The following is an 11,477-nucleotide window of genomic DNA, read 5'->3' as shown; positions in this document are numbered from 1 at the left end:
CCCGCGCACCCTCGATGTCGGTCACCGCGGTGGGCTCGACCGGCATGCCGTCGAAGTACGGAGGCTTGCGCACGTACGTCGACTCGGCGTCCCACTCGAAGGTGTTGCCCTCCGGGGTGGGCAGCGACTGCCACCGCTCGTCGCCGGCGAAGACATCGGCGTAGGAGTCGGTGAACATCTCCGAGGTGATCGCCTGGGCGATGGTCTCCTCGACCTCGGCCGGCGAGGGCCAGATGTCCTTCAAGAAGACATCGGCGCCCGTGCTGTCCTGGCCCAGCGGGTCGTTGAACAGGTCGACGTCCATCGACCCGGCCAGCGCGTAGGCGACGACCAGCGGCGGGGAGGCCAGGTAGTTCATCTTGATGTCCGGGTTGATCCGGCCCTCGAAGTTGCGGTTGCCGGAGAGGACCGAGACGACCGCGAGGTCGTTCTCCTGGACCGCGGCGGACACCTCGGGGATGAGCGGGCCCGAGTTGCCGATGCAGGTGACGCAGCCGTAGCCGACGAGGTTGAAGCCGAGCTTGTCGAGGTACGGCGTGAGGCCGGCCTTGTCGTAGTAGTCGGAGACGACCTTGGAGCCGGGCGCGAGGGTCGACTTGACCCACGGCTTGCGCTGCAGGCCCTTCTCGACGGCCTTCTTGGCCAGCAGGGCGGCGCCGATCATCACCGACGGGTTCGAGGTGTTGGTGCAGGAGGTGATCGAGGCGATCGTCACCGCGCCGTGGTCGAGGGTGAAGCTCTGGCCGTCGGCCAGGGTGACCTCGATCGGGTTGGACGCGCGGCCGCCGTCCTTGGGCGCGGCCGACAGGTGGTCGCTCGGTGCCGACTCGCCGTTGAGCGCCGACACGTCGTGCGACGGCGAGTCCGAGGCCGGGAAGGACTCCTCGACGACCTCGTCGTAGCCCTGGGTGTCCCCCGACTGCCCAGCCTCGCCGGCGTAGTCGACCAGGGCGCCGCGGAAGGACTCCTTCGCGCTCGAGACCAGCACGCGGTCCTGCGGGCGCTTCGGGCCGGCGATCGAGGGGACGACCGAGGAGAGGTCGAGCTCGAGCTTCTCGGAGTAGCGCGGCTCTGCGGACGGGTCGAGCCAGAGGCCCTGCTCCTTGGCGTACTTCTCGACCAGGGCGAGCTGCTCCTCGGGACGACCGGTGAGGCGCAGGTAGTTGACGGTCTCCTCGTCGATCGGGAAGACCGCGATCGTGGAGCCGAACTCCGGCGACATGTTGCCGATGGTCGCGCGGTTGGCGAGCGGGAGCGCGGAGACGCCCTCGCCGTAGAACTCGACGAACTTGCCGACGACTCCGTGCTTGCGCAGCATCTCGGTGATCGTGAGGACGAGGTCGGTCGCGGTCGAGCCCTCCGGGAGCGAGCCGGTCAGCTTGAAGCCGACCACGCGCGGGATGAGCATCGAGACCGGCTGGCCGAGCATCGCGGCCTCCGCCTCGATGCCGCCGACACCCCAGCCGACGACGCCGATGCCGTTGACCATCGTGGTGTGGGAGTCGGTGCCGACGCAGGTGTCGGGGTAGGCTTGCAAGATTTCCTGCTCGCCGTCGGCTCCCTTGATTGGGCGGGTGAAGACGGTGCGGGCGAGGTGCTCGATGTTGACCTGGTGGACGATGCCGGTGCCCGGCGGGACGACCTTGAAGTCGGAGAACGCGGTCTGGCCCCAGCGGAGGAACTGGTAGCGCTCGCGGTTGCGCTCGTACTCGATCTCGACGTTCTTCTGGAACGCCTCGGGCGAGCCGAAGACGTCGGCGATGACGGAGTGGTCGATGACCATCTCGGCCGGGGCGAGCGGGTTGATCTTGGTCGCGTCGCCACCGAGCTCGGCCATCGCCTCGCGCATGGTGGCGAGGTCGACGACGCAGGGGACGCCGGTGAAGTCCTGCATGATCACGCGGGCGGGCGTGAACTGGATCTCCTTGTCGGGCTGGGCGTCGGCGTCCCAGCCGGCGAGGGCCTTGATGTCCTCGGCGGTGATGTCCGCGCCGTCCTCGGTGCGGAGCAGATTCTCGAGCAGCACCTTCAGGGAGAAGGGAAGACTCTGAACGTCGAGGCCCTCCCCCGTGACCGCGTCGAGACGGAAGATCTCATACGACTTCCCGTCCACGTCCAGGGTGCTCTTGGCGCCGAAGCTGTTCTTGCTGGCCATCGCGTCTCCGTCCTCATCGATCTGCATCGCGTGCCATCGACCTGTGATTTGTCGGTAGGTCTCCTGTTGCATCCTGCCGCCGCGACCGGCGGCACGGATAGTGAGGCTGACCTAAATCCTGAGGGACACCGGGATCCGATATCTCTTGACGTCAAGATACACGATCGGAAGGAAGATCGCCACGGTCCTCGGCCGGCGCGTCGAGCGCGTCCGGGGCGTCCTCGGCGAACTGGGTCCGGTACAGCTCCTCGTAGCGACCGCCGGCCGCCAGCAGGGCGGCGTGGGTGCCGCGCTCCACGATCCGCCCGTCCTCGACCACGGCGATCAGGTCGGCGGCGCGGATCGTCGAGAGCCGGTGGGCGATGACCAGCGCGGTCCGGCCCGCGAGGGCCTCGGCCAGCGCGGCCTGGACCGCCGCCTCGGAGGTCGAGTCGAGGGAGGCGGTGGCCTCGTCGAGGATGACGACCTGCGGCTGCTTGAGCAGCAGCCGCGCGATGGTGAGGCGCTGCCGCTCACCGCCGGAGAGGCGGTAGCCACGCTCCCCCACCACCGTCTCGAGGCCGTCGGGCAGGGCGCGGACCAGGTCGGCGAGCCGGGCCCGGGACAGGGACTCCCACAGCTCCTGGTCGGTGGCCTCGGGTCGTGCCAGCAGCAGGTTGCCCCGGATCGTGTCGTGGAAGAGATGCCCGTCCTGGGTGACCATCCCGACCGCCGCGCGGATGGAGGAGGCGGTCAGGTCCCGCACGTCCACGCCCGCGAGGCGTACGGCGCCCGCGTCGACGTCGTACAGCCGCGAGACGAGCTGCGCGATCGTGGACTTGCCGGCACCGGAGGAGCCCACCAGGGCCACGATCTGGCCGGGCTCCGCGCGCAGCGAGATGCCGTGGAGGACCTCCTCGCCGCCGCGGGTGTCGAGGGTGGCGACCGCCTCCAGCGAGGCGAGCGAGACCTTGTCGGCGGACGGGTAGGCGAACCGCACGTCGTCGAGCTCGACGGCGACAGGGCCCTCCGGCACCCGGCCCGCTCCGGGCCGGTCCTTGATCAGCGGCTCGAGGTCGAGCACCTCGAAGACCCGCTCGAAGCTCACCAGCGCGCTCATCACCTCGACCCGGGCGCTGGCCAGCGCGGTCAGCGGCGCGTAGAGCCGGGTGAGCAGCAGGGACAGCGCCACCACGTCGCCGGCGTCCAGCGTCCCCCGCAGGGCGAGGGCGCCGCCCAGGCCGTAGACGACCGCGACCGCGAGCGCGGACACCAGGGTGAGGGCGGTGACGAAGGTCGTCTGCACCATGGCGGTCCGCACGCCGATCTCGGCGACCCGCCGGGCCCGTGCCGCGAACTCGGCCGACTCCTGCTCCGGCCGCCCGAACAGCTTGACCAGGGTCGCGCCGGGCGCCGAGAACCGCTCGGTCATCTGGTTGCCCATCGCGGCGTTGTGGTCGGCGGCCTCGCGCTGGATGCCCGCCAGCCGGCGGCCCATCCGGCGCGCCGGCACGACGAACACCGGCAGCAGGACCAGAGCCAACAAGGTGACCTGCCACGAGATGCCGAGCATCACGACCAGCGTCAGCACCAGCGTCACCAGGTTGCCGACCACACCGGACAGGGTCTGGCTGAACGCCCGCTGCGCGCCGATGACGTCGTTGTTGAGCCGGCTGACCAGGGCTCCGGTCCGGGTCCGGCTGAAGAAGGCGACCGGCATCCGCTGCACGTGGTCGAACACCGCCGTGCGCAGGTCGAGGATCAGGCCCTCGCCGATGCGCGAGGACAGCCAGCGCGACACCAGCCCGAGGCCGGCGTCGAGCACGGCCAGGACGGCGATCGCGAGCGCCAGCCGGACGACGACGTCCTGCTCGTCGCCGGCGACGATCGCGTTCACGACGTCGCCGGCGAGGACCGGGGTCGCGACGGCCAGCGCGGAGGTCACAATGCTCAGCACCACGAAGCCGATCAGCTTGCGGTGGTGCGGGCGGGCGAAGCGCAGGATCCGACGTGCGGTGGCGCCGCTGAACGCACGCTGCTCGTCCGGGCCGTGCATCCCGCGGTAGACCTGGCTCCAGGCGACCTGTTCCATGCTCATGTCGCTGACCGTAGAACCTCAAGCCGACATGAGGGCAAGCCGCGCGACGAACGCGTTACAACACCACCGTCGGCTTGACCCGGCTCGGCGTCCACACCCGGTGCTTGCGGGCGACGAGGGAGGTCAGGACCAGCGCCCCGATCAGGTACGACGCCAGCACGAGCACGGCCGTCGAGGCCCGGGCCGGGTCACCGCCGTACATGAGCTGGCGCAGCCCGTCGACGGCGTAGCTCATCGGGAGCACGTGGTGCAGCCAGTGCAGCGGCTCGGGGATGGTCTGCCAGGGGAAGGTGCCGCCGGCGGTCACGAGCTGGAGGACCATGAGGACCAGCGCGAGGAACTGCCCGGGCGTGCCGAGCAGGGCGTTCATCAGGTGCACGATCGCGACGAAGGTCGCCGAGATCAGGATCATGAACAGCCAGGTCCGCAGGGATTCGACGATCCCGACGTCGAGGGCGACGGCCACGACGACGAAGGCGAGGGTCATCTGGGTGGCCCCGATGAGCGCGGGCGGAAGCCAGCCGCCGAGGGCGATCCGCAACGGGTGCTGGTTGGCGGCCAGGGCCCGGCTGGAGAGCGGGCGGACGAGCAGGAACAGGACGTAGCCGCCGATCCAGGCGGCCAGGGCGAGGAAGAACGGCGCCAGGCCGGCTCCGTAGTTGCGTGCCGCGGCGTCGCTGCGCGCGCGGACGTCGATCGGGTTGGCGATGGTCTCGGCGATCTGCTGACGCGAGTCCTCGGTCGTGTCGGGGACCTTCTCGACACCGGAGGCCAGGCCGTCGCGCAGGTCGCCGGCTCCGGTCGTGAGCTGGCGCAGCCCCTTGCGCAGCTCGATGGTGCCGTCGTGCAGGGTGTCGGCCCCCTTGCTGAGCCGGCCAGCACCGGCCTGCAGCTCGCCGGCCCCGTCCCGCGCCTTCCGGATCCCGTCGACGAGGGCCGGTGCGGAGCGGGCGAGCTGGTCGGCGCCGTCGGCCACCTGGTCGGCGCCGGAGGCCAGCCGGTCGAGCTGGTTGCGGACGGCTCCGGCCTTGGCGTCGGCCGTGTGCACGCGTGAGCCGACCCGGTCGTAGACGCCCAGCAGGCGGGCCTGGGCGGCCGAGTCGATCCCGAGCTGGTTCATCTGGGCGACGAGGTCGGCGCGCCCGCCGTCGTACGCCGTGCGGACGTTGTGGACCGCGCCGGCGAGCCGGTTGCCGGCGTCCGCGATCTTCCGATCACCCTCGGCGACCTGGCGTGCGCCGGAGGCGAGCCGCCGCGCCTGGCGCGGCAGCGGCGCGGTCCGGCTGGCCAGGGTGCTGAGCCCGTCGTGGAGCCGGGTCGCGCCGCCATGGAGCTGCTCGGTCCCGTCGGCGAGTCGGGCGCTGCCGCCGACGAGCTGGCGGGATCCGCGCTTCGCCTCGCGCAGACCGTCCTGGAGCCGGTCGGCGCCGTCGGCGCCCTGCTGGAGTCCCTGGCGGACGTCGGCGATGCCGAGCAGGAAGGTTCCGACCGCCTCCTGGGAGACCTTCTGGCCGATCGCGTCGCGCACCTTGGTGGCGACGGTGTTGGCGATCGTGGTCGACAGGTAGGAGTTGGCGTCGTTGGTCAGCATCGTGATCCGCGCCTGCTCCGGCTCGGCGCCCGCGCTGCTGGTGAGGGCCGCGGAGAAGTCCCGCGGGATCACCAGTGCGAAGTCGTAGGTCCCGTCGTCGACGCCGGCCTTGGCCCTGGCCCGGCTGACCTCGCGCCAGCCGAAGTCCGCCGACTCGAGGAGCTGGTCGGCGACCTCGCGCCCAGCGTCGAGGTGCTTGCCGTCGAGCCCGGTGGCGCCGGCGTCCTCGACCACGAGGGCGGTCGGGACGCGGTCCAGCGCGGAGTAGGGGTCGTGGTTGGCGTAGAGGTAGAGGCCGGCGTAGATCGTCGGCACGGTGACCAGGGCGAGCACCGTGATCCGGCCCATCCGGATGCTGAGGAGTCGGGACAGCTCGGTCCAGGCGATGCGCAGGGCGTTCATGCCGAAGCCTCCTCGGAGCGGCCGGCGCCGCCGATCGCGGTGATCAGGGTGGTGTGACCGGCCAGCTCGACGGCCTCGCTGACGGTGACCAGCACGCCGAGTCCCGCGTCGGCGGCGGAACGGGCGACCGGCCACCAGTCGCGTCGGTGCAGTCCGTGCCGGTCGGGCGAGACGAGGATCAGGAACCGCGCGTCGGGCCGGGAGGCGCCGAGCTCGGTCAGGGTGCGGATCCGGTCGGCGGGCGGCACGTCCTCGGTCCGCAGGGCCGGTCCCGTGGCGAGCCGGTGCTCGCGCAGCCACGACGAGGTGGCCTGCGGCCCTGCCGGGCGGCCGGCCAGGGCGAGCTCCTCGGCCACGATGACGCGGAACGGCACGCTGTCGTCCGGCTCGGTGACCCCCGGCACGTCGACCAGGACGACGGCCTGCTGGAGTGCCGCCGGCTCGGGATCGTCGCCGAGGGACACCGATCCCCCGGTCAGCCGGAGACGTCCGGCCAGGGCCAGCGCCAGGGCGACGTTGCCGTGGCCCGGCCGGCCGACCGCGACCACGACCTCGCCCGGCACCAGCTCGACCGAGGTGGGTTCGAGCAGCCCCGCGACCGCGCCCTGTGTCATCAGCAGACTCGTCATGGCGGTCAGTCTGCCGCGATGGCGGCAGTGCCAGGCAGGCGGCGCTCAGGGCAGCAGGAGGATCGTCCAGCTGGTGGCCTTGTCGGAGGCACTCGCGGAGGTGGCGACCAGCCCGCCGGTCGTTCCAGCGGGGACGGGCTCACCGGGGTCCGTGACGAGCACGCCGATCCGGCCGCCCCCGCTGCCCGCGGACAGGGCGCGCACCTGCTCCCCGGGCGGTGGCGTCCAGCCGGCAGCGAGACTGTTGCGATCGGCCCAGTAGGACACCCGCCAGGCGCCCCCCGCCGGCACGGTCACCGTCGGGGTGCGGTGCGCCGCGGTCGTGCCGGGCTCGACGGCACCGGCGGCTGACGCGAACGGCACGCTGGCACGGGTGCCGCGGTAGACCGACAGGCTCAGCACTCCTTTGCGGTAGCCGGACGGATAGGACAGGCGAACCGGGCTGCCGGCGTCCGCCACGGTCGCCACGCGCTGCCAGTGCGTGGTCTCCAGGCTGCCGTCGGCCAGGTGGGCGACCTGGGTCCATCCCGAGCCGGGTCCGGTGAGTGCGTCGGTGCTGGCGCTGCGCGAGAACGACAGCAGCATCCCGTCCCCGGGCTGCACGGTGGCCGGTACCGTCCGCGACCACGCGAGGGCGTTCGCGTTGACGACCGAGGTCGCGACGTGGCTGATGCCGACCGGAGGCGGCGGCTCGTCGCCGAGGTCGACCACGTCCTGCAGCGGCACGTACTTGAGGTTCTGGTTGCCCACGCTCCCGGGCGCGTCGTTGTTGTTGTCCTGGCAGACGAACAGCCCCGAGGGGTACGACGGCCCGAGGTCGCCGTACAGCGCCGTGATGCCGTCCGTGCGGTCGCAGTCGTCGGACTCCGTCCCCACGCCGACGCGGAAGGTCCGCACCTGCGCGTGGGTGAGGCGGTCGTAGGCGACGAAGTAGGAGTTGTTGGGGTCTGCGGCGTTCTGGACGGACACGATGACGTAGCCGCCACCGTCCGGCAGGTCGACGAGGGTGACCCCCTCGAGGTCGTTGACGAGATCGCCCGCGCCGATCGTGTCGACGGCGGTGCGGGTGGCGCCGCCGGTAGGCTCGGCGTCGTACTCCCACAGCGCGACGTTCTCCTCGCTGACGTAGAGCGCACCGGTGTCGTCGTCGGCGACGCACCCCTCCGCCTCGGAGCCGACCGCGAACTGCCGGACGAGGGTGCCGTCGAGCAGGCCGTCGCCGTCGACGTCGCGGATCTCGAACTGGCGCAGCTGGCCGCTGATCGCGATCAGCACGGCATAGACGCGCCCGCTCGGGCTGTCGTAGAGGCACAGGCCCTCCCCCGCACTGGCGATAGCAGTCCCCTCGTTGATCCGCGTCATCAGCATTGTGGCGGGATCGACGCGGTAGAGCTGGAGCCCGCGGTGGTAGACGGCGACGACATCCTGCACGACACCCCCGATGGTCACTCCCTGGCGGACGTCGACGTTGCCCCAGAACGTAACCTCCGGGTCGGTGATCCGCTGCACCCGGTTGCCGTCGAGGTCGTAGGACTCCAGGGCGCCGCGCTTGTTGTTGGCGATGACCAGCGAGCGCGCCGGATCGGTCGGATGGACCCAGATCGCCGGATCGTCCGCCGAGTCGCCGCCCGTGGCCACCGGCGCGGTCTCATCGGCCGACGGCACCGGCTCCGGGATCGCCGCGCGCGCCGACGGAGGCAGGCAGACGACAATGAGCACAAGGGCCAGCAGGCATGCGCGTCGCCACGTCATGGGGCCAGCGTCGGCGACCGACGACACGTGCGCATCGCCAACCTGAAGGATGTCGCTCACCCTCACGGCAGCGGGGAGCCGATCCTCTCCGGCGGTGCCAGATCCCGACGGCCCCCGACCTGGCCCGGTTGGGTCCGCGCCGCGGTCCATGGGCGTGGCGGCGCGGAGGTGGCTGTGCTTCTCGTCCTTGAACTGCTCGGTCCGGACGGCTACCCGCTCCGGGAGTGCTGGGCGCGGGCCGATTCGGGCCCCGACGGCGGGCGGGCAGTCGCACTGTCGACGCGTGGCACTGAGCTCACCTGCCGACGAAACGCGCGTCTCGACGCTCGATGAAGGATTGCATGCCCTTCACGACCGTCCTCGGTGTGGAGAAGCGCCGACATGTCGGCATCCAGCCGGTCGTAGGCGGCCCGCTCCCCCTCGATCCGCGCGCGGTGCGCCGACTCGAGCGTCGTCTTCACTCCGAGAGGTCCGGCCTTCTCGCTGATGTACTCACCGCGACCGTCACGTCCCTGGGCGAGTGACGGAAGTCAGCTCACGACGCTGCCTGCTGGCTGTCGCATTCTCCAGGTTCCGCGAAGGTCGCGGTGTCGGCCTGCGTCACGGCCATCATAGTACGATCGTAATCCTTCGCTCGCACAAGCCCGGAAGGGAGACGGCGCTGATGGCGCGCTACAGCCCCGAGCACAAGGAAGCCACCCGGCGTCGGATGATCGAGACGGCCGGACGACGGTTCAAGAGCGACGGGATCGACGGCTCGGGCATCGCCACCCTCGTCGCCGACGCCGGCCTGACCAACGGCGCCTTCTACGGCCACTTCTCCTCGAAGGACGACCTCGTCGCGACGGTCGTCGCCCAACAGCTCGCGGACCAGGTCGCCATCGTGAACGCCCTGCCCGCGGGGTCCGACTCGGTCGAGGCGTTCCTCCGCGACTACCTCTCCCCCGCCCACCGCGACGATCTCGCCGGCGGGTGTCCCTCAGCGGCCCTGCTCGACGAGATCGGGCGCTGCGACGTCGCGATCCGGGAGGCCTACACGGTCGGCGTCAACGCCATGATCGAGGCGATCGCTCGCCACCTCGACGACGGCGACCCGCAGCGGACCCGGGATCGCGCGGCCGGGCTCTTCTCCCTCCTCGTCGGCTCACTCCAAGCAGCCCGCGCCGTGACCGACCCTGCGCTCTCGGAGCAGATCCTCGCGGCGGCGTACGCCAACGCCCTGGCCATCGCAGGCGCCCACCCGGGCACCACCTCGCCCCTCACCCAGGAGTCGCCGTGAAGGCCTTCGTCGTCAACCACTACGGCCCCGACGGCCTGACACCGGCCGAGGTGCCCCCACCCGGCGTCGGTCCACGCGACGTGCTGGTCGACGTCCGTGCCGCCAGCATCAACCCGCTCGACAAGATGGTCCGCGACGGCGAGTTCAAGCAGCTCATCAAGTACAAGCCGCCGTTCGTCCTCGGCCACGACCTGTCCGGCGTGATCACCCAGGTCGGCTCCGACGTCCGCGGCTACGAGGTCGGCGACGAGGTGTACGCGCGGCCGCGAGACCTGCGCATCGGCGCCTTCGCCGAACAGGTCGCCATCGACGCCGCCGACATCGCGCTCAAGCCGACGTCACTGTCCTTCGAGGAAGCCGCCGCCGTACCGCTCGTCGCCCTCGCCGCCTGGCAGGCCCTCGTCGAGGTGGCCGGCGTCCAGCCGGGACAGAAGGTCCTCGTCCACGCCGGTGCGGGCGGGCTCGGCTCGACGGTGATCCAGGTCGCGAAGCACCTCGGTGCCCACGTCGCGACCACGGCTCACACCAACGACGTCGAGAAGGTGCGCGGTCTCGGCGCCGACGAGGTCGTCGACTACACCCAGCAGGACTTCACGCAGGCCGTCTCCGGATACGACGTCGTCCTCGACTCACTCGGACCCGTCAGCCTCGAGCAGTCGCTCACCATCCTCAAGCCGGGCGGCCTGGCCATCAGCGTCGTGGGGCCTCCGGACCCGCAGTTCGCGACCCAGCTGGGAGCGCCCCTGCTCAAGCCGGTCATGGCGGTCCTGAGCCGCAGGATCCGTCGCCGGGCGCGCAAGCTGGGCGTGCGGTACTCCTTCTTCTTCATGCGGGCCAGTGGCGCCGAACTCGCAACGCTGGCAGCGCTCTACGACGCCGGCACGCTGCGGCCCGTCCTCGACCGAACCTTCCCCTTCGACCGGACCCTCGATGCGATGGCCTACGTCGAGCAGGGCAAGGCCAAGGGCAAGATCGTGGTGACCCGATGACGACGAACACGGCGCGACGCACCGCCGAGCGGCCGACGATCAACCGATGCCGAGCATCGTGTTGAGCTCGTCCAGAGACCTGACCGTCACGATGCCGTAGCCCGGCGGAACCGGGTCGTAGCCGCGGTCCAGCAGCACGAGGTTGCGAAAACCCATGTCGTGCATGGGCAGCAGGTCGTACCGGGTGTGCGACGAGACATGCACGAAGTCGTCCGGCTCGGCGTCGAGCTGGTCGAGCATGTGCTCGAACGCGGCGTACCGCGGCTTGTAGTAGCCGGCCTGCTCGGCAGTGAGGACGGCGTGGAACTCCGCCTCGAGCCGCGGCACGCTCTCGGCGAGGATGGAGTCGTCACCGTTGGACAGGATCACCAGGTCGAAGTGTTCGCCCATCTCCTTCAGCGGCGCAATCACATCCGGGTGCGGGCCCCAGCTCCGCACCCCGTCAGCGAACCGCTTCCCGGCGCCGGGAACCGACGCGATCCCCCACCTGCGACAGACGCGGTCGAAGGAGTCCTGCAGCACCTGATCGTAGGGGTAGTACTCCCCGTGGACCTGGTCGTAGCGGTAGCCGCGGAACTCCGCGACGAACCGGTCCCATTCCGC

At 71.1% G+C, this 11,477-nt stretch carries 8 protein-coding genes; 2 read left to right on the top strand and 6 right to left on the bottom strand.

The features are described from left to right. The 5 genes from FHP29_RS06255 to FHP29_RS06235 all read right to left on the bottom strand — a co-directional run. Positions 1–2,155, bottom strand: a 2,155-nt coding sequence (locus FHP29_RS06255) for an aconitate hydratase (RefSeq protein WP_275669424.1), incomplete at its 3' end; no start/stop codon positions are given. 151 nt (positions 2,156–2,306) lie between these two features. After that, the gene (locus tag FHP29_RS06250; RefSeq protein WP_139621997.1) at positions 2,307–4,232 is read right to left on the bottom strand and encodes an ABC transporter ATP-binding protein; all 1,926 of its coding nucleotides are present in this window, start codon (positions 4,230–4,232) and stop codon (positions 2,307–2,309) included. Between the two features lie 55 nt (positions 4,233–4,287). Then, complete coding sequence (locus tag FHP29_RS06245) at positions 4,288–6,225, bottom strand: YhgE/Pip domain-containing protein (protein WP_139621996.1); 1,938 nt, start codon at positions 6,223–6,225, stop codon at positions 4,288–4,290. Continuing rightward, complete coding sequence (locus FHP29_RS06240; RefSeq protein ID WP_139621995.1) at positions 6,222–6,854, bottom strand: hypothetical protein; 633 nt, start codon at positions 6,852–6,854, stop codon at positions 6,222–6,224. The genes FHP29_RS06245 and FHP29_RS06240 overlap by 4 nt, the downstream gene beginning before the upstream one ends. A 45-nt stretch (positions 6,855–6,899) precedes the next feature. Continuing rightward, positions 6,900–8,606 carry a phytase gene (locus FHP29_RS06235; protein ID WP_158296493.1) on the bottom strand — a complete coding sequence of 569 codons (1,707 nt, stop codon included), beginning with the start codon at positions 8,604–8,606 and terminating at the stop codon, positions 6,900–6,902. Between the two features lie 664 nt (positions 8,607–9,270). Here FHP29_RS06235 and FHP29_RS06225 point away from each other — a divergent pair. Then, positions 9,271–9,885 carry a TetR/AcrR family transcriptional regulator gene (locus tag FHP29_RS06225; protein ID WP_139621991.1) on the top strand — a complete coding sequence of 205 codons (615 nt, stop codon included), beginning with the start codon at positions 9,271–9,273 and terminating at the stop codon, positions 9,883–9,885. Further along, positions 9,882–10,874, top strand: a complete 993-nt coding sequence (locus FHP29_RS06220; protein ID WP_139621990.1) for an NADP-dependent oxidoreductase — start codon at positions 9,882–9,884, stop codon at positions 10,872–10,874. The genes FHP29_RS06225 and FHP29_RS06220 overlap by 4 nt, the downstream gene beginning before the upstream one ends. Positions 10,875–10,913: 39 nt before the next feature. Here the strand turns inward: FHP29_RS06220 and FHP29_RS06215 are convergent. Continuing rightward, the coding region (locus tag FHP29_RS06215) for an HAD-IA family hydrolase (protein ID WP_139622080.1) at positions 10,914–11,477 on the bottom strand (564 nt) is incomplete at its 5' end.

Origin of the sequence: Nocardioides albidus, from assembly GCF_006335005.1 — a bacterium.
Classification (GTDB): Bacteria; Actinomycetota; Actinomycetes; order Propionibacteriales; family Nocardioidaceae; genus Nocardioides; species Nocardioides albidus.
The sequence above is the reverse complement of the archived record's forward strand: the minus strand, read 5'-3'. Positions and strand labels throughout refer to the sequence as shown.

Bases quoted from the DNA above. Each gene is read 5' to 3' on its own strand.
- FHP29_RS06245 (WP_139621996.1), bottom strand. From the start codon at position 6,225: ATGAACGCCCTGCGCATCGCCTGGACCGAGCTGTCCCGACTCCTCAGC.
- FHP29_RS06240 (WP_139621995.1), bottom strand. From the start codon at position 6,854: ATGACGAGTCTGCTGATGACACAGGGCGCGGTCGCGGGGCTGCTCGAA.
- FHP29_RS06225 (WP_139621991.1), top strand. From the start codon at position 9,271: ATGGCGCGCTACAGCCCCGAGCACAAGGAAGCCACCCGGCGTCGGATG.
- FHP29_RS06235 (WP_158296493.1), bottom strand. From the start codon at position 8,606: ATGACGTGGCGACGCGCATGCCTGCTGGCCCTTGTGCTCATTGTCGTC.
- FHP29_RS06250 (WP_139621997.1), bottom strand. From the start codon at position 4,232: ATGAGCATGGAACAGGTCGCCTGGAGCCAGGTCTACCGCGGGATGCAC.